Genomic DNA, 21612 nt, shown 5'->3' with positions numbered 1-21612 from the left:
ACTTGAGCTCGAAGGAACAAGTAACTTATTCCACAAGGAGAAACACCCCATGCGTAAACCTTTTGCTTTTGCCGTTATGCTCGCCGCTGCTCTGGGCCTGGCCGCTTGCGATAAAGCCAGCGAGAACAAAGCCCAAGATGCTCAACAACACGCCGAGCAAGCCCAAGAGAAGATGGGTGAAGCTCAGGATAAAGTGAACGAGGCCGCGAAAGAAAACGCCGAAGCCGCCAAAGATCAGGCCGAAGCGCAACAGAAAGCCGCTGAAGAAGCTGCAAAAGAAGCTGCACCTGCTGCTCCAGCTACTCCTGCCGAGCCTGCCAAGTAAGCAAGCCCGCCGGAATAAAAAAACCCGACGCTGTCGGGTTTTTTTATGCCTGTTGCAATAGGGTTAAACGATTCAGTCAATAACCTTCAGGCGAGGTTCTCTTTGCCGGGTTCCGCCACCGGCGCTTCGGTCGGGGTATAGACCATCACATCGAGCACATCGGAGTGGAATTCACGGCGATACAGCACCAGTACTACCCCGGTACTCATCAACATAAACAACCAGGGGCTGATAAACCAGCAGAGCATGGCCATGCCGAAGTAATAGGAACGCAGGCCAAAGTTGAACTGGTTGGCGGCCAGGGAAATAACCTTGGCCGCTCTAAGGGCAAAGGCCTTGCGCTCAAGTTCGCTGACCTGACGCTCGCCGATCATCGGCGCCGAACCCACCAATACGGCGGCGAAGTTGTATTGACGCATGCACCAGCTGAAAGTGAAGAAGGCGTACACAAATACCATCGCCAGGCACAGCAACTTGATTTCCGACATGCCCTGGGACGCCTGCTGCACCAGCGGCAGGTCTGCCAGCAACGATACCGCACGGTCTGATGCGCCGAGCACGGTGAGAATACCGGCCAGGATGATCAAGGTGCTGGAGGCAAAGAACGAGGCGTTGCGCTCCAGGTTACCGATCACGCTGGCATCGGCGATGCGGTTGTCACGCAGCAGCATGCGGCGCATCCAGTCTTCGCGGTACAGGTGCAGCACGCTGGCCAGGCAAGCGGTATCGCGGCCCTTCCAGGTGGCATAACGGGTGTATCCGCCCCAGCAGACAACGAACCAGCAGGCGGCCAGCAAGTGGATCAGATTGCTTTGAATGAAGCTCATGCAAGGTCCTGATTGAAGTTTCGAGCACAATAAAGCCCATTGACCGGCTTTCGACGCTTTAGCGCAGAAAAAGACACGTCTGCCGTGCAGAAACGAAAAAGCCCCGCGTCCTTGCGGACACGGGGCTCGGAATTTGCCGTGACGGTCACCCTGTTGGCTTGTGGCCGGTGTCCGTCATAGGGCCAATTCTCAGGCCAGCACTTCGCGTGGCTTGCCAAGCATGCGGTCACACACCACCGCAACGCCCAGGGCCACTACCGACGGTACCAGCCAGGCCAGGCCCTGCTCGCTCAGCGGCAGGTGGGCGAGGATTTCCGGCAGTTCGCTGGCCAGGGCGGTGCCCTTGATGGCATCGATCATGCCGAACAGCAGCGAAACCAGCATCACCGGCGCGAGGATGCGCACCTCGGAATTCCACAGTTCTTTGCAGAAGCTCAGGCCTACGACCACGATGCACGGCGGGTAGATAGCCGTCAGCACCGGAATCGAGAACATGATCAGCTTGGTCAGGCCGAGGTTGGAGATCAGCAGCGAGAAGCCTGCAAGGATCACCACCAGGGTGCGGTACGACAGCGGCAGTACCTGGCTGAAATACTCGGCACAGGCGCAGGTCAGGCCAACTGCGGTCACCAGACAGGCCAGGGCGATCAGCACGGCCAGGAAGCCGCTGCCCAGCGAGCCGAAGGTGTGCTGTACATAGGCATGCAGTACCGCTGCGCCGTTGCTGGCACCGGCGGCGATTTCATGGCTGCCGGCACCCAGGCGGAACAGGCTGATGTACACCAGGGCCAGGCCGACCCCGGCGATCAGGCCGGCGATGATCGCGTAGCGGGTGATCAGCCGCGGCGATTCGACACCGCGCGAACGGATGGCGTTGACGATGACGATACCGAACACCAGGGCGCCGAGGGTATCCATGGTCAGGTAACCATTGATGAAGCCCTGGGAGAACGGTGCGGCAACGTAGGCCGGCTGCGCTTCACCGATACCACCGGCGGGCAGCATGAACGCGGCGATGCCGAGTGCGGCCAGGGCGATGATCTTCAGCGGCGCGAGGAAGCGACCGACGGTGTCGAGCAACTTGCCCGGGTACATGGACACCGCCAGCACCACCAGGAAGTACACCAGGCTGTAGATAAACAGGGCCAGCGGGCTTTCACCGGTCAGCGGCGCAACACCCACCTCGAAGGATACGGTGGCGGTACGCGGAGTGGCGAACAGCGGGCCTACCGACAGGTAGCACACCGCCGCCAGCAGGCCGCCGGCGACCTTGCCGATCGGGCTGCTCAGGGCATCCATGCCGCCGCCGACCTTGGCCAGAGCGACAACAGTGATAACCGGCAGGCCCACAGCAGTGATCAGGAAACCCAGCGCCGCCATCCACACGTGTGGACCGGATTGCAGACCGACGATAGGTGGGAAAATGATATTGCCCGCGCCGACGAACAAAGCGAACGTCATAAAACCAAGTGCCAGGATGTCCTGGCCTTTCAAAACTTTCATTAAGGAAATACCACACTGCTGAAATCGGGATTTAGAGAGGGATTTCCCCTTGGGTGAGGGAAATGCTGCCTGGCTGGATGAGCCAGACCCGTTTAGCGTGTCGTTCCCTTTTGGGGAGCGGGCACAAAATGAGTGCATAGGTTAACGAATTTGTCACAGAAACGCACTGCTGCAGGGCTGCTTGTCCGATGTGTGAATATGCGTGTCGCTTGCGCGACAGCCTCAAGCGGCAAGTTACAAGCCGCAAGCTTGCCGCAATACCCTCTTGCAGCTTGAAGCTTGCCCCTTGCCGCTGCTGCCCGGTAAACAAAAAAGGCCACCCGAAGGTGGCCTTTCTTGTTTACCGGGCAGTGCTTACTTCTTCACTTCCCAGCCAGTCAGCTCGGCCAGGGCCTTGCCGATGTCTGCCAGCGAACGCACGGTTTTCACACCAGCATCCTGCAGCGCAGCGAATTTCTCGTCTGCAGTGCCTTTGCCGCCGGAGATGATGGCGCCAGCGTGGCCCATACGCTTGCCCGCAGGAGCGGTAACACCAGCGATGTAGGAAACCACAGGCTTGGTGACGTTGGCCTTGATGTAGGCAGCTGCTTCTTCTTCAGCCGAACCGCCGATCTCGCCGATCATGACGATCGCTTCGGTCTTCGGGTCTTCCTGGAACAGCTTCAGGATGTCGATGAAGTTGGAGCCCGGGATCGGGTCGCCACCGATACCGACGCAGGTGGACTGACCGAAACCGGCGTCAGTGGTCTGCTTGACCGCTTCGTAGGTCAGGGTGCCGGAACGCGAAACGATACCGACCTTGCCTGGCAAGTGGATGTGACCTGGCATGATGCCGATCTTGCACTCGCCCGGAGTGATGACGCCTGGGCAGTTAGGGCCGATCAGGGTAACACCCAGCTCGTCGCACTTGACCTTGGCATCGAGCATGTCCAGGGTAGGAATGCCTTCGGTGATGCAGACGATCAGCTTGATGCCGCCGAAGGCAGCTTCCAGGATCGAGTCCTTGCAGAAAGGAGCTGGAACGTAGATGACCGACGCATCAGCGCCGGTAGCTTCTACTGCTTCTTTCACAGTGTTGAACACTGGCAGGCCCAGGTGGGTGGAACCACCCTTGCCTGGTGTCACGCCGCCGACCATCTTGGTGCCGTAGGCGATGGCTTGCTCGGAGTGGAAAGTACCTTGCGAGCCGGTGAAGCCCTGGCAGATGACTTTGGTGTCTTTATTGATCAGGACGCTCATTACTTGCCCTCCGCAGCTTTGACAACTTGTTGAGCAGCGTCGGTCAGGCTGGTTGCCGCAATGATGTTCAAACCGCTTTCTGCCAGTACTTTAGCACCCAGTTCAGCGTTGTTGCCTTCCAGGCGAACAACAACCGGTACCTTGACGCCGACTTCTTTCACAGCGCCGATGATGCCTTCGGCAATCATGTCGCAACGAACGATGCCGCCGAAGATGTTGACCAGAACGGCCGCGACATTGCTGTCGGACAGAATGATCTTGAAGGCTTCGGTAACGCGCTCTTTGGTAGCACCACCACCTACGTCGAGGAAGTTGGCTGGCTTGCCGCCGTGCAGGTTGACGATGTCCATGGTACCCATGGCCAGGCCGGCACCGTTGACCATGCAGCCGATGTTGCCTTCCAGGGCCACGTAGTTCAGCTCGAAGCTGGCAGCGTGGGCTTCACGAGGATCGTCTTGCGACGGGTCGTGGAAGGTTTTCAGCTTAGGCTGACGGTACATGGCGTTAGCGTCGATGTTGATCTTGGCATCGAGGCAGTGCAGGTCGCCGTCGGCCTTGATGACCAGCGGGTTTACTTCCAGCAGGGCCAGGTCGTGTTCTTTGAACAGCTTGGCCAGGCCTACGAAAATCTTGGCGAACTGAGCAACTTGCTTGCCTTCCAGACCCAGCTGGAACGCCAGTTCACGACCCTGGAATGGCTGAGCGCCAACCAGTGGATCGATAGTAGCCTTGATGATCTTCTCAGGAGTCTCGTGAGCGACTTTCTCGATGTCCACGCCACCTTCGGTGGAAGCCATGAACACGATACGGCGGCTCGAACGGTCGACTACAGCGCCCAGGTACAGCTCTTTGGCGATGTCAGTGGGATTTACTGGCTGACCAGGTTACAGACGGCCAGGTCGTGTGCGAACCAGCTCTTTGACCACAGCGGGTTTGGACTGAGCGCCAACCAGTCCAGCAGGGCCAGGTCGTGTTCTTTGAACAGCTTGGCCAGGCCTACGAAAATCTTGGCGAACTGAGCAACTTGCTTGCCTTCCAGACCCAGCTGGAACGCCAGTTCACGACCCTGGAATGGCTGAGCGCCAACCAGTGGATCGATAGTAGCCTTGATGATCTTCTCAGGAGTCTCGTGAGCGACTTTCTCGATGTCCACGCCACCTTCGGTGGAAGCCATGAACACGATACGGCGGCTCGAACGGTCGACTACAGCGCCCAGGTACAGCTCTTTGGCGATGTCAGTGCAGGATTCGACCAGGATCTTGGTCACTGGCTGACCGTTGGCGTCGGTCTGGTAGGTTACCAGACGCTTGCCCAACCATTGCGCAGCGAACGCCTTGGCGTCTTCCTTGCTGCGAACCAGCTTGACGCCGCCCGCTTTACCGCGACCACCGGCGTGGACCTGGGCTTTGACAACCCACTCGGTGCCACCGATCTTGTCGCAGGCTTCTGCGGCAGCTTCAGGGGTGTCGACTGCGAAACCCTTGGAAACTGGCAGGCCGTATTCAGCGAACAGCTGCTTACCCTGATACTCGTGAAGATTCATGCTTTTTACCGTCTTCGTTAGGTACTGCGCTTCGGCGCTGCGCTCCATGGGAGTGCCGCGCCACCTGTGACCACTTGCCCCCGGTATGCTCCGGGAGTTCGAGTCCGGCGGACTTTCCGCGGTGAGTCATGCACGCAAGACTCACGACGGGCCACCCGCCGTGGTTTCTTATTGTTTAACGCTTCTTACGGTTGGCAACGTGAATGGCACCGCCATTCACAGCCAGCGCGGCTTCATGCAGCGCTTCGGACAGGGTCGGATGGGAGAAAACCATCATGCCCAGGTCTTCGGCGCTGGTGCCGAATTCCATTGCGATTGCACCCTGCTGCACCAGTTCGGCAGCCGATGGGCCAATCACGTGTACACCCAGGACGCGGTCGGTCTTGGCATCGGCGATGACCTTGACGAAACCACCGGTGTCGTTGGCAGCCATCGCACGGCCGCTGGCCGCGAACGGGAAGGTGCCCACGTTAACCTCAACGCCTTCGGCCTTCAAGGTCTGTTCGGTTTTACCGACCCATGCGATTTCCGGGTGGGTGTAGATAACCGACGGGATCAGGTCGTAGTTCATCTGGGCTTTGTGGCCCTTGATGCGCTCGACGACCATGATGCCCTCTTCCGAGGCCTTGTGCGCCAGCATCATGCCACGAACCACGTCACCGATGGCGTAAACGCCCGGTACGCTGGTCGCGCAGTGATCGTCGACGAAGATGAAACCACGCTCGTCGATGGTCACGCCGCTGTCGGCAGCCAGCAGATCGGTGGTCACCGGACGACGGCCGACCGCAACGATCAACTTGTCGAAGGTGATCTTCTGCTCGCCGTTGGCGTCGGTGTAGGTCACTTCGACTTCAGCGCCGTTGACCTTCGAGCCGGTCACGCGAGCGCCCAGCTTGATGTCCAGGCCTTGCTTGGTCAGGGTTTTCAGCGCTTCCTTGGAGACAGCGGCGTCAGCGGCCATCAGGAAGGTGTCCAGGGCTTCGAGGACGGTGACTTCTGCGCCCAGGCGAGCCCAGACCGAACCCAGCTCCAGGCCGATCACGCCAGCACCGATCACGCCCAGGCGCTTAGGTACGGTTTGGAATTCCAGGGCGCCGGTGGAATCGACGATGACGTTCTGGTCGACCGGAGCCGGTGGAATGTCGATCGGACGCGAACCGGAAGCCAGGATGACGTTCTCGGCTTCGATGATTTCGGTGGTGCCGTCAGCCTTGGTGACTTCGACTTTCTTGCCAGCCAGCAGTTTACCGTGGCCCTGGATCGAGGTGACGCCGTTGGCCTTGAACAGGGTGGCAACACCGCCGGTCAGGTTTTTGACGATGCCAGCCTTGCGGCCAACCATCGCGGCGACGTCCATCTTCACTTCGCCAGTGGAGATACCGTGGACGTTGAAGCTCTCTTTGGCTTCCTTGTACTTCCAGGAGCTGTCCAGCAGCGCCTTGGAAGGAATGCAACCCACGTTCAGGCAGGTACCGCCGAGGGCCAGCTTGCCTTCGCCGTCAGTGTACTTCTCGATACAGGCAGTGCTCAGACCGAGTTGCGCAGCCTTGATGGCAGCTACGTAGCCGCCAGGACCTGCGCCAATCACTACCACATCAAATTTTTGCGACATTCAGAAAATCCTCTTTAAAGCTGCAAGCGATAAGCTGCAAGCCACAAGCTCAAGCGCAAACCGTTCAGGCTTGCCGCTCGAAGCTTGCAGCTTGCAGCTGCTCAATCAGATATCCAGCAGCAGACGAGCCGGGTCTTCCAGCAGGTTCTTGATGGTCACCAGGAAGGTCACGGCTTCTTTACCGTCGATCAGACGGTGGTCGTAGGACAGTGCCAGGTACATCATCGGGCGGATCACGACCTGACCGTTAACGGCCATAGGACGCTGGATGATGTTGTGCATGCCCAGGATCGCAGCCTGCGGCGGGTTGACGATCGGGGTCGACATCATCGAACCAAAGGTACCACCGTTGGTGATGGTGAAGGTACCGCCGGTCATTTCGTCGATCGACAGTTTGCCGTCACGGGCTTTCTTGCCGAAGGTGGCGATGCCGTTTTCGATTTCAGCCAGGCTCATCTGCTCGGCGTTACGCAGTACCGGTACCACCAGGCCGCGGTCGCTGGAAACGGCAACGCCGATGTCCGCATAACCGTGGTAGACGATGTCGGAACCGTCGATCGAGGCGTTGACGGCCGGGAAGCGTTTCAGCGCTTCGGTGGCAGCCTTGACGAAGAACGACATGAAGCCCAGGCGTACGCCGTTGTGGGTCTTCTCGAACAGGTCCTTGTACTTCGAACGCAGGGCCATGACTTCGGTCATGTCGACTTCGTTGAAGGTGGTCAGCATGGCCATGTTCGACTGAGCTTCGACCAGGCGCTTGGCAACGGTTGCACGTACGCGAGTCATCGGTACACGCTTCTCGGTGCGATCGCCAGTGGCGACGACCGGGGCAGCGGCAGCAGCGGCTGGCTTGGCGGCAGGTGCGGCAGCCGGAGCGGATTTCTTCGCTTCGATGGCAGCAACCACGTCTTCCTTGGTGATGCGACCGTCTTTGCCGGTGCCCTTGATGCTGTTCAGGGCGATGCCGTTTTCTTCGGCCAGCTTGCGGGCAGCCGGAGCGCCGATGGCGTCTTCGTCGCCAGCAGCAGCGGCAGCAGGAGCAGCGGCGGCAGGCGCGGCAGCAGCGGCAGGCGCCGCGGCAGCAACACCACCTGCTTCGATCGAACCCAGGACTTCGTCGGACAGGACGGTTTCGCCCTCGCCCTTGACGATAGCGCCCAGCACGCCGTCAGCGGTAGCCAGTACTTCCAGGACAACCTTGTCGGTTTCGATGTCGACGATCAGCTCGTCACGCTTGACCGCTTCGCCCGGTTGCTTGTGCCAGGTGGCAACGGTGCCATCGGCAACCGATTCCGGGAAAGTAGGGGCTTTGATCTCGATAGCCATTATCAGTGGTTCCTTAAATTCGGTTTCTGGTGCGCGATGGCATTAAACGGTGAAGGCATCTTGCAGCAGTTTTTCCTGCTGCTCGGCGTGCATCGAAGCGTAACCACAAGCAGGTGCTGCCGAAGCATCGCGACCGGCGTACTCGAGGACCAGGTCCTTGTTGTGACGGGTCAGAATGCGACGCATGTGGTGTTGGCTGCTGTACCAGGCGCCCTGGTTCATTGGCTCTTCCTGGCACCACACCACATCTTTGAGATTGGTGTACGGCGCGAGGATTTCGACCAGGTCGTCTTCAGGGAACGGATACAGCTGCTCGATACGCACGATGGCGATATCTTCGCGGCCTTCGGCACGGCGTTTTTCCAGCAGATCGTAGTAGACCTTGCCGCTGCACAGAACCAGGCGCGTGACGTTCTTCGGATCGAGGGTATCGATTTCCGGGATCACGGTCTGGAACGAGCCTTCGGCCAGTTCTTCCAGGGTCGAGATGGCCAGTTTGTGGCGCAGCAGCGACTTTGGCGTCAGCACGATCAGCGGCTTGCGCAGCGGACGGATGACCTGACGACGCAGCAGGTGGTAGATCTGAGCCGGCGTGGTCGGTACGCAAACCTGCACGTTGTGCTCGGCGCACAGCTGCAGGTAACGCTCCAGACGTGCCGAGGAGTGCTCAGGCCCCTGCCCTTCATAACCGTGTGGCAGCAGCATGGTCAGACCGCACAGACGGCCCCACTTGTGCTCGCCGCTGGTGATGAACTGGTCGACAACCACCTGGGCACCGTTGGCGAAGTCGCCGAACTGGGCTTCCCAGATCACCAGCGCGTTCGGCGTGGTGGTGGAGTAGCCGTATTCGAAGGCCAGTACCGCTTCTTCCGAGAGGAAGGAGTCGTACAGGTCGAACTTAGGCTGACCGGCGTACAGGTTCTGCAGTGGCAGGTAGGTGCTGGCGTCTTTCTGGTTGTGCAGTACCGCGTGGCGGTGCGAGAAAGTGCCGCGACCGATATCCTGACCCGTCATGCGGATCGGATGACCTTCAAACAGCAGGGTCGCGTAGGCCATGGTTTCGGCGTAGCCCCAGTTGATCGGCAAGCCACCGGCCTGCATCTTCTGGCGATCTTCGTAGATCTTCGAAACCTGACGCTGAACCACGAAACCTTCCGGCAGCTCCAGCAGCTTGGCCGACAGTTCCTGCAGGGTCTTCAGATCGAAGCGGGTGTCGTGACGCGCGGTCCAGGTGTGACCCAGGTACGGACGCCAGTCGACGAACAGCTCTTTGTTCGGCTCTTTAACCAGGCTTTTTACTACGTGCAGGCCGTTATCCAGCGCGTTGCGGTACTCGTCGACCTTGGCCTGGACGCGCTCGGCGTCAAGACGGCCCGACTGGGTCAGGGCTTCGGCGTAGAGTTCGCGGGTGGTGCGCTGCTTGGCGATCTGCTGGTACATCAGCGGCTGGGTGCCGTTCGGCTCGTCGGCCTCGTTGTGGCCGCGACGACGGTAGCAGACCAGGTCGATGACCACGTCACGCTTGAACTGCATGCGGTAATCGACCGCCAGCTGGGTCACGAACAGCACCGCTTCCGGATCATCACCGTTGACGTGCAGGATCGGCGCCTGAATCATCTTGGCGACGTCGGTGGCGTACTCGGTGGAACGCGAGTCCAGCGGGTTGCTGATGGTGAAACCAACCTGGTTGTTGATCACGATGTGCACGGTACCGCCGGTCTTGAAACCGCGGGTCTGCGACATCTGGAAGGTTTCCATGACCACGCCTTGACCGGCGAATGCCGCGTCACCGTGGATGGAAATCGGCAGTACCTTGTCGCCAACGGTGTCGTTGCGACGGTCCTGACGGGCACGTACCGAACCTTCAACCACTGGCGAGACGATCTCCAGGTGCGAAGGGTTGAACGCCATGGCCAGGTGAACTTCGCCACCGGCGGTCATCACGTTGGACGAGAAGCCCTGGTGGTATTTGACGTCACCGGAGCCCAGCTCGACCTTCTTCTTGCCTTCGAACTCGTCGAACAGGTCGCGCGGGTTCTTGCCGAAGGTGTTGACCAGGACGTTCAGACGGCCACGGTGAGCCATGCCGATGACAACTTCCTTGGTGCCGTAGGAACCGGAGCGTTGAATCAGCTCGTCCAGCATCGGAATCAGGCTTTCGCCGCCTTCCAGGCCGAAACGCTTGGTGCCCGGGTATTTGGTACCCAGGTATTTTTCCAGACCCTCGGCGGCGGTGACGCGCTCGAGCAGGTGGCTCTGAATATCCGCGGAGAAGACTGGACGCCCACGCACGCTCTCCAGACGCTGCTGGAACCAGCTGCGCTGCTCGGAGTCGACGATGTGGGTGAATTCGGCGCCAATGGTGCGGCAATATGTCTGCTGCAAAGCGTCGAAGATTTCGCGTAGGCTCGCTTCCTCTTTGCCGATGAACAGGTCGCCGGCACGGAAGGTCGTATCAAGATCGGCATTGGTCAAGCCGTAATGATTGATCGACAGGTCTACTGGCGCAGGGCGCTGCCACAACCCCAGGGGGTCGAGCTTAGCGGCTTGGTGGCCGCGCATACGGTAGGCCTGGATCAGTCGCAGAACTTCAACCTGCTTCTTCTCGTGTTCACTGCTCACGCTCCCGGCGGAAACCGGTTGGGCGCGGCGCTGGTTCTTTGCCAGCAGTACGAAATGGTCGCGGATTGTAGAGTGCGATACATCGGTAGCGGTGCTGCCTTCGGCGGGCAACTTCTGGAAGTAAGTGCGCCACTCTTCTGGCACAGCGTTAGGGTCGTGCAGGTAAAGCTCGTAGAGCTCTTCCACATATGCAGCGTTACCACCTGAAAGGTGGGCGCTATCCCACATGCGCTGCATCACGCTTTCTTGCATGCTTGGTCACCCTCGGTTAGGGGACGGATCGGCAAGAGCCACAGCACGCCTGGAAAAGTCCTAATGCAGCGACCCAACCAAGCCACCAAGGATCCTACAGATTTTCCGGGTACCAGCCCGGAAGCCCCTGCTGGTCTCATATCTTCATAGGTAAAAGCTTGGGCTTTGTGGGCCCTAGCTCGGGTTTCACCTTGGTGCGGGCAAGGGCCCGCACCTTGGCGTACTACGGGTACAACACTTTTAAAATCAGGTACCGCTTTGCAGCAGCATGTTACGTACGTGACCGATGGCCTTGGTCGGGTTCAGACCTTTAGGGCAAACGTTTACGCAGTTCATGATGCCGCGGCAACGGAACACGCTGAACGGGTCATCCAGCGAAGCCAGACGCTCCTGGGTCTTGGTGTCACGGCTGTCGGCCAGGAAACGGTAGGCCTGCAGCAGTGCAGCTGGACCGAGGAACTTGTCCGGGTTCCACCAGAACGACGGGCAGGAAGTCGAGCAGCAAGCGCACAGGATGCACTCGTACAGGCCGTCCAGCTTTTCGCGTTCTTCCGGCGACTGCAGACGCTCGATGGCCGGAGCCGGCGTATCGTTCTGCAGGAATGGCTTCACCTTCTCGTACTGTTTGTAGAAGATGCTCATATCGACGACCAGGTCACGAATGACCGGCAATCCAGGCAACGGGCGAACGATCAGCTTGTTGCGCTTGACCACGGCCGACAGCGGCGTGATGCAGGCCAGGCCGTTCTTGCCGTTGATGTTCATGCCATCGGAACCGCAAACACCTTCACGGCAGGAACGACGATACGAGAAACCTTCGTCCTGTTCCTTGATCAGTGCCAAGACATCGAGAACCATCAGGTCCTTGCCGCCGGTATCGACCTGGAACACCTGCATCTTGGGTGCCGAGTCGGTATCGGGGTTGTAACGATAAACTTCGACTTGCAACATTGTGGCCACCCTTAGTAAGTCCGGACTTTAGGCTCGAACGCCGGAACGGTTTTCGGCGCGAAGTTGACGGCGCGCTTGGCGACGCGCTTCTCACCCGGGAAGTACAGGGTGTGGCACAGCCAGTTTTCGTCGTCACGGTCTTCGAAGTCTTCACGGGCGTGAGCGCCGCGGGACTCTTTACGGACTTCTGCAGCGATGGCAGTGGCTTCAGCGACTTCCAGCAGGTTCTGCAGCTCCAGCGCTTCGATACGCGCGGTGTTGAAGGCCTGGGACTTGTCGTTGATCTTGACGTTGGCGATACGCTCGCGCAGGCCAGCCAGTTGCTCGATACCCTTCTGCATGTATTCGCCGGTACGGAATACACCGAAGTAGTTCTGCATGCAGCTTTGCAGTTCGCGACGCAGGGTAGCCACGTCTTCGCCGGTGTTGCGCTCGTTGAGCTTGTTCAGACGGCTCAGGGCAACATCGATGTCGGTGTCGCTGGCGTCGAGGTATTCGATACCGTCGCTCAGTGCTTTTTCCAGGTGCAGGCCGGCGGCGCGACCGAAGACCACCAGGTCGAGCAGCGAGTTGCCGCCCAGGCGGTTGGCACCGTGAACCGATACGCACGCCACTTCACCGACCGCGAACAGGCCCGGGATGATGTGGTCGACGCCATCGGCGTCCTGGGTCATGGCCTGGCCATGGATGTTGGTGGCAACGCCGCCCATCATGTAGTGGCAGGTTGGCACAACAGGAACCGGCGCGACCACAGGGTCAACGTGAGCGAAGGTCTTGGACAGCTCACAGATGCCTGGCAGGCGGCTGTGCAGTACTTCTTCACCCAGGTGGTCAAGCTTGAGCATCACGTGGTCGCCGTTAGGGCCACAGCCGTTGCCGGCGATGATCTCTTTAACCATGGAACGGGCCACAACGTCACGACCGGCGAGGTCTTTGGCGTTAGGCGCATAACGTTCCATGAAACGCTCGCCATGCTTGTTGATCAGGTAACCGCCTTCACCGCGGCAACCTTCGGTGACCAGTACACCAGCGCCGGCGATGCCGGTCGGGTGGAACTGCCACATCTCGATGTCCTGCACCGGAACGCCTGCACGCAGGGCCATGCCGATACCGTCACCGGTATTGATCAGGGCGTTGGTGGTGGAGGAGTAGATACGGCCTGCACCGCCGGTGGCCAGAACAGTGGCCTTGGCTTTGATGTACAGGGTTTCGCCGGTTTCGATGCAGATGGCGATCACACCGACGAACGCACCTTCCTGGTTCTTCACCAGGTCAACGGCGTAGTACTCGTTGAGGAAGGTGGTGCCTGCTTTCAGGTTGCCCTGGTACAGGGTGTGCAGCAGCGCGTGACCGGTACGGTCGGAAGCGGCGCAGGTACGGGCGGCCTGGCCACCTTTACCAAAGTCCTTGGACTGACCGCCGAACGGGCGCTGGTAGATACGGCCTTGCTCGGTACGCGAGAACGGCAGACCCATGTGGTCCAGCTCGAACACGGCAGCAGGACCTTCCTGACACATGTATTCGATAGCGTCCTGGTCACCGATATAGTCGGAACCCTTGACAGTATCGTACATGTGCCAGCGCCAGTCATCGTTCGGGTCGGCCGAAGCGATGGCGCAGGTGATGCCACCCTGGGCCGATACAGTGTGCGAACGGGTCGGGAAGACCTTGGTGATCACGGCAGTCTTGTGACCGCCCTGAGCCAGCTGCAGCGCTGCGCGCATGCCGGCACCGCCGCCACCAATGATGATGGCGTCGAATGAAATCGTAGGAATGTTAGCCATGAATCAGATACCCCAGAGAATCTGCACACCCCAGACGAAGTACGCGAACATCGCGACACCACATACCGCCTGGAACAGGAAACGTACGGCAGTCGCCGACTTGCCCAGCGCCATCGGCGTCAGGTAGTCGGTGGCAATGGTCCACATGCCGACCCAGGCGTGAGCGCCCAGGGCCACAAGGGCCAGCAGACTGAAAATACGCATCGCGTTGTTGGAGAACAGAGCGTGCCACTGGGCAAACTCGATGCCCGGGTGCGCGACCAGGTATCCGATCAGGAAAATGAAATAAGCCGCGAGAACGACCGCAGAAACGCGCTGCGCCATCCAGTCATAGAGGCCCGAACGCGAGAGGTTCGTGACGTTGGTTACCATATCCAAACTCCTGCCAGCACAATCACCACCACGGAAACGGCGATGATAATTTTCGAGCCCAGTCGGCCGCCTTCCAGCGTTTCACCGATGCCCATGTCCATGATCAAGTGGCGCACACCGGCTACCAAGTGATACAGCAAGGCGGACAGGAGGCCCCATGCCACGAACTTGGCCAGCGGACTGGTCAAGCATGCCTTCACCTCGGCGAAACCTTCCTCCGAACCCAGGGATTTGCCCAATGCATAAAGCATGAAGCCAAGGCCGAGGAAGAGGATGATGCCGGAAACACGGTGAAGAAATGACGTAACGCCGGTAATGGGGAGTTTGATGGTCCTTAGGTCTAGGTTTACAGGTCGTTGGCTTTTCACGGCTTTTTTCACACTGAAGAGCCCCTAGCAAGCAGGGCAAAGTTGTTGGTAAGTGTACTGGTCAGGTACCCACCACCCAGGGAGTGACGACCCCAGCAACACGGGCTTGCAAGCCCCTGGCGGTCGGGGGCCGATTATAGACAGTTAGGCTACTAATGACAACGCAGACACCTAGCCCAAATAGCGCATTGCCTTTAGCGAACAAAAGGCGTAAACGGGCGGTAATTTCGAGGAAAAACAGCGCCCAAAGCCCTTTACAACCGTGCTTTAGGCAAATTGACATTCGAATTTATCTCACTATAGTGGTGCGGGCCCTGCGTGGGGGGTCTGTCTGATGATTTCAAGCATTAATAGGAGGCCACATGGCTGACAAAAAAGCGCAGTTGGTCATCGAGGGCGCAGCCCCCGTCGAGCTGCCCATTTTAACCGGCACCGTTGGTCCCGATGTTATCGACGTTAGAGGGTTGGGGGCCACGGGTCACTTCACTTTCGACCCTGGTTTCATGGCGACCGCATCCTGCGAGTCGAAGATCACTTATATCGACGGCGACAAGGGTATCCTGCTGCACCGCGGCTATCCGATCGAGCAGCTGGCCGAAAAATCCGACTACCTCGAGACTTGCTACCTGCTGCTCAACGGCGAACTGCCGAATGCCGAGCAGAAGGCTCAGTTCGTCAGCACCGTGAAGAACCACACCATGGTTCACGAGCAGTTGAAGTCCTTCTTCAACGGCTTCCGCCGCGACGCCCACCCGATGGCTGTCATGTGCGGCGTGGTTGGCGCCCTGTCGGCGTTCTACCATGACTCGCTGGACATCAATAACCCGCAGCACCGCGAAATCTCCGCGGTCCGCCTGGTCGCCAAGATGCCGACCCTGGCAGCGATGGTGTACAAGTACTCCATGGGCCAGCCCATGATGTATCCGCGCAATGACCTGTCGTACGCGGAAAACTTCCTGCACATGATGTTCAACACCCCGTGCGAGATCAAACCGATCAGCCCGGTGCTGGCCAAGGCAATGGACCGGATCTTCATCCTCCACGCCGACCACGAGCAGAACGCATCGACCTCCACCGTCCGCCTGGCCGGCTCTTCGGGTGCCAACCCGTTCGCCTGTATCGCTGCCGGCATCGCTGCACTGTGGGGCCCTGCCCACGGCGGCGCCAACGAAGCGGTACTGACCATGCTCGATGAAATCGGCGATGTCTCGAACATCGACAAATTCATCGCCAAGGCCAAGGACAAGAACGATCCGTTCAAGCTGATGGGCTTCGGTCACCGCGTTTACAAAAACCGCGACCCGCGCGCCACCGTGATGAAACAGACCTGCGACGAAGTCCTGCGCGAGCTGGGCATCAAGAACGACCCGCAGCTGGAACTGGCCATGCGCCTGGAAGAGATCGCCCTCACCGATCCTTACTTCATCGAGCGCTCGCTGTACCCGAACGTCGACTTCTACTCGGGGATCATCCTCAAGGCGATCGGCATTCCAACCAGCATGTTCACCGTGATCTTCGCCCTGGCGCGGACCGTCGGCTGGATCTCGCACTGGAAAGAAATGCTCTCCAGCCCGTACAAGATCGGCCGCCCTCGCCAGCTGTACACCGGCTACGAGTCGCGCGACATCGTCAAACTGGAAGACCGCAAGTAAGCCTTTGGGCCGAACACGAAAAAAGGCTGCCCTCGGGCAGCCTTTTTTATTGCGCTGATCGCGGGCTGCAGTTCTGTGGGAGCGGGCTTGCCCCGCGATTGCCCAACAGTTGCCTCAAGCCCGCCAACTGATGCAACTGTACTTACGGCTTCTCGGCCAGCTCTTTCAACGCCTTCAAGGTATTGAACGGCGCATCGACCACAAACTTGTTCGCCACCATCGACGGCACGCTGCCGCCCGGCTCGGTGTGCACCTGGTAAGTCACTTCGGTGCCGCCGTCTTTTGGCTGCAGCTTCCAGAACCCATCAACCTTGGCCACCCGCACGAAGCCCTTCTCTTCCGGCAGGTACGTGGGCACGCCTTGAAGCTTGCGGATCAGGCTGCCATCAGCCGCTACGGTAGTGGTGACATGCATGACCGAATCACGCGCAGTGACCGGCCACGGGGTATTAAATTGAGTGTAGGTCCAGCTCTGGTCACCTTCGGTTTTCAGCAGCTTTTGCGTCTTGCACTCATGAATCCAGGCGCAGGCCCCGGCAACGTCTTCCTGCAGGGCCCTGACCTTGGCCAGTGGCGCCTTGATAAAGGTAACGCCGCGATAGGCCTTGTAGTCGGAACCGGCAACCTCACTGAGATCGATCTTGATTCCGTCTTCTTTCTTGGCCTGCTTCCAGTCCTCGGCATGCGCCAGGGGCACCAGCGCCGCTCCCAGACCCAACACCAGTGCCATGTGCTTAAACGATCCCATGCTTTTGTTCCTTATTGTCGAAGATCCGCGTTTCAAGCTGCCGTCATTTGCTCCAGCCACCCCAGGATCCTGATCGCCTCGTCGCGGTCGTTGCCGCAGATCTCGGCCTCTGCCTTGAAACCACCACACACCGGCGGGCGCTCGGGCTTGCCGAACAAGCCGCAGAGGTTGGCAACCGACAAGTGCAGGCAGCGCTCACCGGCGGGCTTGCCCTTGGGCATCCCCGGTATCGGCGAGCTGATGGAAGGCGCAATGCAGCAGGCGCCACAACCTTCACGGCAATTCATGACAACAGGATCCTCGGAGTAACAAATGATGAATGAACCCGGATAGTAACCGCTTAAACAGGCGTTTGAAATTGCTCGCAGGATGAAATATCAACCCCAAAGGGGTGACTGGACAGTCAGTTTCGCCCTACTGCTTGAACTCGAACTCAATCGCCGCGCCTTCGACATCCTTGCGACTGTCGTTACGCAGTTGCAGCTGCATTTCGTTGCTGATCAGCCGGCCATTGAGCTGAAACGGGCTGTCGGAAGGCGGTTTCTCACCAAACAGGTAGGGCAGCAATGGCTTGGGCAAAGGTGCCTGCTCCTGGGTATCGGGCTTGAGCTCCTTGACCATGCCCGAGGGCAGGCTCAGGTCGAGCTTGGTCTTGGACAATGGCGCGGGCGCCGCCTTGGCATTTTTGCGTACGCTGCGCTGGGTGGCTTTGGTGCTTGCCTTTTTACGCACCGGCGGCGCTTTTGCCTGCTTTGGCTTGGCTGCAGGCTTGGCGCTTTTGCTAGTGGAGGTTTTGCCGGCCGGTGCGGTTTCGGCCACTGCTGCCCAGGTGCAAGCCAAGCCACCGAGCAAACACAGGGACAGCCCGATACAACGCAACGCTTTCATAGGCACCGACGATTATCCCTAAAAATGCTTATGCTCCCCGTTCCTGACACGACTGGCAAGTCTAGAAAAAAGCGCCCGAGGCCGATTCCTGGCACAACTGGCTGGCGAGCATGCCCAGGGTCATCACCGCCCGCTCCGCCTCACGATTCCACGGGATGCCGCAGTTCAGACGAATGCAGTGGTTGAATTGCTCGGTGTTACTGAAGATCAACCCTGGGGCGATACTGATGCCCTGCTGCAGCGCACGCACGTGCAATTCCTGGGTATTGACCCGGCCCGGCAGGCTCACCCAGAGAATGAAACCGCCGGTGGGCCGGGTCATCTGCGTACCTTCCGGGAAATGCTGTTGCACCGCCAGCTGGTAGGCGCTGAGATTTTTCCGATATTCCTGGCGGATGAAACGCAGATGCCGGTCGTAACCACCGTTCTCCAAGTAGGACGCCACCCCCATCTGCGTCACGCTGCAGGCCGAGTGGGTGGTAAAGGTCTGCAAGCGCTGGATTTCCGCCTGGTACTTGCCGGCAACCATCCAGCCGATACGCACACCGGGAGACAAGGTCTTGGAAAAGCTTGAGCAATAGATCACCCGCCCGAGCCGGTCGAAGGCCTTGAGCGCCTTGGTCTTGCCCTGCTCGAACATCAACTCGCCATAGATATCGTCTTCGATGATCTGGATGTCGAAATCCGACGCCAGGCGCAACAGCTGCTTCTGGCGATCTTCCGGAATGGTGCCGCCCAGCGGATTGCTCAGGCGCGCGGTCAGCACCAGGGCCTTGATCGACCACTGGTTGGCCGCCAACTGCAACGCTTCGAGGCTGATGCCGGTGGATGGATCGCTGGGGATCTCGATGACTTTCAGGCCAAGCAGGTCGGCCAGTTGCAGCAAACCGTAGTAGGTCGGTGATTCGGCGGCGATCAGGTCGCCCGGCCGGGTCAGCACCCGCAACGACATCTGCAGGGCATCGACGCAGCCATGGGTGACCACCACTTCGCTGGGGTCGACCACCACGCCGGCATCGCGCATGCGAATGGCGATCTGCCGGCGCAACGGCTCGAAACCCGGGCTGAACATGTAGCTGAACGCCCGCGGGCTATGAAAGCGGGTGACCTTGGCCAATTGCTGGTGCAACGCGCGCACCGGCAAATAGTCGACATGCGGCACCGCCGCGCCAAAGGGAAACACCCCGTCGCGCCGGGCTTCGGTCAATACCTGCTGGATGATACTGCTGCGCGTGACCAGCCCCGGGCGCTCGACCCGGGCGATATCCGGCGTCTGTGCGGTCAACGCAGGGGTCTGGTGCACGTAATAGCCGGACTGCGGCCGCGCGCGAATCAAGCCCTGGTCTTCGAGATTGGCATAGGCCTGCAGCACCGTGGCATGGCTGACATTGAGCTGCGAGCTCATCTTGCGCACCGACGGCACCCGCTCACCTGGCTGGTACACACCGCGGCGAATATCTTCGGCCAGTTGCTGGGCGATGCGCTGGTAGAGCAACAGGTTGGTCATGATCAGTTCTCGACACGCAGGCAATGTAGTTGTTTTTGTACGGCTGTTTTCGGCCAAGAATACCGGAACAGTTGCGAAGTGTACTGGGACAGATTGCAGAATAGTCGACAATACAGTTGTGTGACAGAGGCGGGGATGCGCCATTTGTCACAACCAGGGTGGGGATGTTGAGGCTGCGAGCTTATCCATTCGATGTGGCGCCGCTGCTGGCCCCTTCCGCCCTTACGGCGGGTCCCTTTTGTTCTTGGCAAAAGGAACCAAAACCGCTCGCTCCAGCATACGGCCCTACGCTGCGCTCCGGGTTCCTTCGCTACGGTGCCTTCCAGGGGCATCGCGGCCTACGACTTGCTTCGCCAAGTCTACGTCTCGCGACTTCGGCCTGGGCCGAAGGGTGCTACGCACCAACCCCCTCCAGACACCTACGCTCAGCCTCCTGAAGTCGCGAAGTTACGGGCGGCGCCTGCACAGGTGTATCTGCGAAAGCAGATGTTGGCGCAGCCAGGCTGACCCAGGAGCGGGACAAGCCCGCTGGCAAAACGAGTACCAACTTGCTTGATCTTGATCTTGATGTTCATGCACGCATTTCCAGGCGCCGCGAAACGCGACTTCAGGAGGCTGAGCGTAGGTGCCTGTAGGGGCGGTGCGCAGCACCTTCGGCGTCAGCCGAAGACGCGAGACGTAGACTTGGCGTAGCAAGTCGTAGGCCGCGATGCCCCGGAAGGTGCCGTAGCGTAGGGCCGTATGCAGGAGCAAGCGGTTTTGCCTACTTTTCCCAAGAGAAAAGTAGGCCGCCGTAAAGGCGGAAGGGGCCGGCAGCCGCACCGCACCGAATGGATAAGCCCGCAGCTTCAAAAACCCAACCCAAGCCCCTGAAGAGCCATAAAAAACCCGGAGAGGAACACTCACCGGGTTTCTTCATCCATTACTCAGCGCGCCGCGCCAAGCTTGCCCTTGTCGTCGGAAAAGACGATCTCGACCCGACGGTTCTGCGCCCTGCCCCGCTCCGAGGCATTGGCCTCGACCGGATACTGGTCGCCATAGCCCTCGACCTCGATGCGCTTTTCATCAACACCCAGGTCGATCAGCATATCGGCTACCGCCTGAGCCCGATCCCGGGACAATTTGAGGTTATCCTCAGGCGCGCCCGTGCTGTCGGTATAACCCTCGATACGGATAATGCGCTTGGGGTTGAGCTGGAGGAACTGCACCAGCTTGAGCACCGTGCGGCTGGCCGAGTTTTTAAGCTCCGCATGCCCGGTGTCGAACAGCACGTCGCCCAGGGTCATCACCAAGCCACGGTCGCTCTGCTCGGTGGCCAGGCTGACGATCTGCGCTTCCAGCCATTTGCCCTGCTGCTGCACGCTGGCAAGCTTGGCCTCACGCAACGCCAGCTGCAGGCGCTGACGCTCAAGCTCAAGCTTGGCCAGGCGTTCCTGGTTGAGCACCAGATTGCTGTGCTCGCGGGCAATATCGCTGTAGCGCTGGCTCAGGTAGGCGTAATGGCGCACATCGGCGCCGGTCCCCAGATAACTGGACAGGCGCTCGGCACGGGCCAGCGATTCACCGGCACGAATCACGTCACGCGGCGCGCTGCGCAAAACGTTGGAATCGTCCTTGACCGTCTGGAACTTGGCCGTGGCCTCGTCCAGCGCCGTCTCGCTGCGCTGGCTGGCGCAGCCCTGCAGGCCGACCACACCGACCAACAACAGTGCTGCCAATGGTTTGATCGAACTCACCGCTGCTCCCCCAACTGTTTACGCAGGCGATTGACCCGCGATTGCAGCAAGTCCAGCTGCTCCTTGCTCTTGACCGTCAGCACCCGCGCCTCGGCCAGGCGCGCGTCCAGCTCGGCCTGCTCGGCGCGCATGCGCGCGTCACGGTAGGATTCGCTGGTCATGTTGACTCGGGCCCGAGCCAGTTTTTCTTCGGCCTGCTTCAGCTCTGCCACTTCGTCGGTGGCACCCACCGCCTTGGCCTGCTCCAGTGCCTGCTCGGACAGGCGCAACTGTTCATTCGGGGCCGGGTCATTGGCACATCCGGCCAGGGCCAGCAGTGCCAGAGCGGCGAATAATGGATGAGTTCTCACGCAATCT

The 21612-nt window shown here is 59.7% G+C and carries 19 protein-coding genes and 2 pseudogenes; 2 read left to right on the top strand and 19 right to left on the bottom strand.

The window, feature by feature from the left end:
• The first annotated feature begins 49 nt into the window (after window positions 1-49).
• The gene (locus ACZ9A3_RS05450; protein WP_045202206.1) at window positions 50-325 is read left to right on the top strand and encodes a hypothetical protein; all 276 of its coding nucleotides are present in this window, start codon (window positions 50-52) and stop codon (window positions 323-325) included.
• Window positions 326-411: 86 nt separating this feature from the next.
• On the opposite strand, the gene ACZ9A3_RS05445 is transcribed toward ACZ9A3_RS05450, so the two are convergent.
• From ACZ9A3_RS05445 to sdhC, 12 genes and pseudogenes are all read right to left on the bottom strand, one after another.
• The gene (locus ACZ9A3_RS05445; RefSeq protein WP_045202208.1) at window positions 412-1152 is read right to left on the bottom strand and encodes a DUF599 domain-containing protein; all 741 of its coding nucleotides are present in this window, start codon (window positions 1150-1152) and stop codon (window positions 412-414) included.
• A 189-nt stretch (window positions 1153-1341) separates the two neighbouring features.
• Entirely contained in the window at window positions 1342-2655 is a 1314-nt protein-coding gene (gene brnQ, locus ACZ9A3_RS05440; protein ID WP_045202210.1) for a branched-chain amino acid transport system II carrier protein, read from the bottom strand.
• A gap of 354 nt (window positions 2656-3009) precedes the next feature.
• A complete protein-coding gene (gene sucD, locus ACZ9A3_RS05435; RefSeq protein WP_045200545.1) occupies window positions 3010-3894 on the bottom strand; it encodes a succinate--CoA ligase subunit alpha in 885 nt (294 codons plus the stop codon).
• A pseudogene (gene sucC, locus ACZ9A3_RS05430) lies at window positions 3894-4757 on the bottom strand (ADP-forming succinate--CoA ligase subunit beta); the annotation flags it as partial. The gene sucD and the pseudogene sucC, both read right to left, overlap by 1 nt.
• A gap of 89 nt (window positions 4758-4846) precedes the next feature.
• Window positions 4847-5437: pseudogene (locus tag ACZ9A3_RS05425) on the bottom strand (ATP-grasp domain-containing protein); the annotation flags it as partial.
• 175 nt (window positions 5438-5612) lie between these two features.
• Window positions 5613-7049 carry a dihydrolipoyl dehydrogenase gene (gene lpdA, locus ACZ9A3_RS05420; RefSeq protein ID WP_038996215.1) on the bottom strand — a complete coding sequence of 479 codons (1437 nt, stop codon included), beginning with the start codon at window positions 7047-7049 and terminating at the stop codon, window positions 5613-5615.
• 105 nt (window positions 7050-7154) lie between these two features.
• Complete coding sequence (gene odhB, locus ACZ9A3_RS05415) at window positions 7155-8375, bottom strand: 2-oxoglutarate dehydrogenase complex dihydrolipoyllysine-residue succinyltransferase (protein ID WP_045200542.1); 1221 nt, start codon at window positions 8373-8375, stop codon at window positions 7155-7157.
• A 42-nt stretch (window positions 8376-8417) separates the two neighbouring features.
• Window positions 8418-11249, bottom strand: coding sequence for a 2-oxoglutarate dehydrogenase E1 component (locus ACZ9A3_RS05410; RefSeq protein WP_045200540.1), 2832 nt, complete (start codon window positions 11247-11249; stop codon window positions 8418-8420).
• A 246-nt stretch (window positions 11250-11495) separates the two neighbouring features.
• Window positions 11496-12200 carry a succinate dehydrogenase iron-sulfur subunit gene (locus ACZ9A3_RS05405; protein ID WP_010224678.1) on the bottom strand — a complete coding sequence of 235 codons (705 nt, stop codon included), beginning with the start codon at window positions 12198-12200 and terminating at the stop codon, window positions 11496-11498.
• 11 nt (window positions 12201-12211) lie between these two features.
• Window positions 12212-13984, bottom strand: coding sequence for a succinate dehydrogenase flavoprotein subunit (gene sdhA / locus ACZ9A3_RS05400; RefSeq protein WP_045200538.1), 1773 nt, complete (start codon window positions 13982-13984; stop codon window positions 12212-12214).
• A 3-nt stretch (window positions 13985-13987) separates the two neighbouring features.
• A complete protein-coding gene (gene sdhD / locus ACZ9A3_RS05395; RefSeq protein ID WP_028945358.1) occupies window positions 13988-14356 on the bottom strand; it encodes a succinate dehydrogenase, hydrophobic membrane anchor protein in 369 nt (122 codons plus the stop codon).
• Window positions 14350-14736: a succinate dehydrogenase, cytochrome b556 subunit gene (sdhC, locus tag ACZ9A3_RS05390; RefSeq protein ID WP_174242293.1), complete on the bottom strand. Its 387-nt coding sequence runs from the start codon at window positions 14734-14736 to the stop codon at window positions 14350-14352. Before sdhC ends, sdhD begins: the two co-directional genes overlap by 7 nt.
• A 350-nt stretch (window positions 14737-15086) precedes the next feature.
• Between sdhC and gltA the strand changes: the two genes are divergently transcribed.
• Window positions 15087-16376 carry a citrate synthase gene (gltA, locus tag ACZ9A3_RS05385; protein ID WP_010224685.1) on the top strand — a complete coding sequence of 430 codons (1290 nt, stop codon included), beginning with the start codon at window positions 15087-15089 and terminating at the stop codon, window positions 16374-16376.
• A gap of 142 nt (window positions 16377-16518) precedes the next feature.
• Here gltA and ACZ9A3_RS05380 read toward each other — a convergent pair whose 3' ends face one another.
• From ACZ9A3_RS05380 to ACZ9A3_RS05350, 7 genes are all read right to left on the bottom strand, one after another.
• Window positions 16519-17124 (bottom strand): START domain-containing protein, encoded by a 606-nt coding sequence (locus ACZ9A3_RS05380; protein WP_213602003.1) that lies wholly within the window; start codon window positions 17122-17124, stop codon window positions 16519-16521.
• 32 nt (window positions 17125-17156) lie between these two features.
• Entirely contained in the window at window positions 17157-17411 is a 255-nt protein-coding gene (locus ACZ9A3_RS05375) for a YkgJ family cysteine cluster protein (RefSeq protein ID WP_045200534.1), read from the bottom strand.
• Between the two features lie 127 nt (window positions 17412-17538).
• Complete coding sequence (locus tag ACZ9A3_RS05370; protein WP_309475569.1) at window positions 17539-17856, bottom strand: translation initiation factor 2; 318 nt, start codon at window positions 17854-17856, stop codon at window positions 17539-17541.
• 217 nt (window positions 17857-18073) lie between these two features.
• Window positions 18074-19519, bottom strand: coding sequence for an aminotransferase-like domain-containing protein (locus ACZ9A3_RS05365; RefSeq protein WP_045200530.1), 1446 nt, complete (start codon window positions 19517-19519; stop codon window positions 18074-18076).
• Window positions 19520-19944: 425 nt separating this feature from the next.
• Window positions 19945-20094: a hypothetical protein gene (locus ACZ9A3_RS05360; RefSeq protein ID WP_476252207.1), complete on the bottom strand. Its 150-nt coding sequence runs from the start codon at window positions 20092-20094 to the stop codon at window positions 19945-19947.
• A gap of 351 nt (window positions 20095-20445) precedes the next feature.
• Window positions 20446-21255, bottom strand: coding sequence for an OmpA family protein (locus tag ACZ9A3_RS05355; protein WP_045200527.1), 810 nt, complete (start codon window positions 21253-21255; stop codon window positions 20446-20448).
• Entirely contained in the window at window positions 21252-21605 is a 354-nt protein-coding gene (locus ACZ9A3_RS05350) for a DUF4398 domain-containing protein (RefSeq protein WP_045200525.1), read from the bottom strand. The genes ACZ9A3_RS05355 and ACZ9A3_RS05350 overlap by 4 nt, the downstream gene beginning before the upstream one ends.
• Window positions 21606-21612 lie beyond the last annotated feature (7 nt).

It is taken from the genome of Pseudomonas sp. TE4620, assembly GCF_056279045.1.
Note: the sequence above shows the minus strand (reverse complement) of the source record. Positions and strands in the feature narration are given on the sequence as shown.

Coding starts and splice junctions, on each gene's coding strand:
- ACZ9A3_RS05450 (WP_045202206.1), top strand. CDS start 50: ATGCGTAAACCTTTTGCTTTTGCCGTTATGCTCGCCGCTGCTCTGGGC.
- ACZ9A3_RS05445 (WP_045202208.1), bottom strand. CDS start 1,152: ATGAGCTTCATTCAAAGCAATCTGATCCACTTGCTGGCCGCCTGCTGG.
- brnQ (WP_045202210.1), bottom strand. CDS start 2,655: ATGAAAGTTTTGAAAGGCCAGGACATCCTGGCACTTGGTTTTATGACG.
- sucD (WP_045200545.1), bottom strand. CDS start 3,894: ATGAGCGTCCTGATCAATAAAGACACCAAAGTCATCTGCCAGGGCTTC.
- lpdA (WP_038996215.1), bottom strand. CDS start 7,049: ATGTCGCAAAAATTTGATGTGGTAGTGATTGGCGCAGGTCCTGGCGGC.
- odhB (WP_045200542.1), bottom strand. CDS start 8,375: ATGGCTATCGAGATCAAAGCCCCTACTTTCCCGGAATCGGTTGCCGAT.
- ACZ9A3_RS05410 (WP_045200540.1), bottom strand. CDS start 11,249: ATGCAAGAAAGCGTGATGCAGCGCATGTGGGATAGCGCCCACCTTTCA.
- ACZ9A3_RS05405 (WP_010224678.1), bottom strand. CDS start 12,200: ATGTTGCAAGTCGAAGTTTATCGTTACAACCCCGATACCGACTCGGCA.
- sdhA (WP_045200538.1), bottom strand. CDS start 13,984: ATGGCTAACATTCCTACGATTTCATTCGACGCCATCATCATTGGTGGC.
- sdhD (WP_028945358.1), bottom strand. CDS start 14,356: ATGGTAACCAACGTCACGAACCTCTCGCGTTCGGGCCTCTATGACTGG.
- gltA (WP_010224685.1), top strand. CDS start 15,087: ATGGCTGACAAAAAAGCGCAGTTGGTCATCGAGGGCGCAGCCCCCGTC.
- ACZ9A3_RS05380 (WP_213602003.1), bottom strand. CDS start 17,124: ATGGGATCGTTTAAGCACATGGCACTGGTGTTGGGTCTGGGAGCGGCG.
- ACZ9A3_RS05375 (WP_045200534.1), bottom strand. CDS start 17,411: ATGAATTGCCGTGAAGGTTGTGGCGCCTGCTGCATTGCGCCTTCCATC.
- ACZ9A3_RS05365 (WP_045200530.1), bottom strand. CDS start 19,519: ATGACCAACCTGTTGCTCTACCAGCGCATCGCCCAGCAACTGGCCGAA.
- ACZ9A3_RS05360 (WP_476252207.1), bottom strand. CDS start 20,094: ATGAACATCAAGATCAAGATCAAGCAAGTTGGTACTCGTTTTGCCAGC.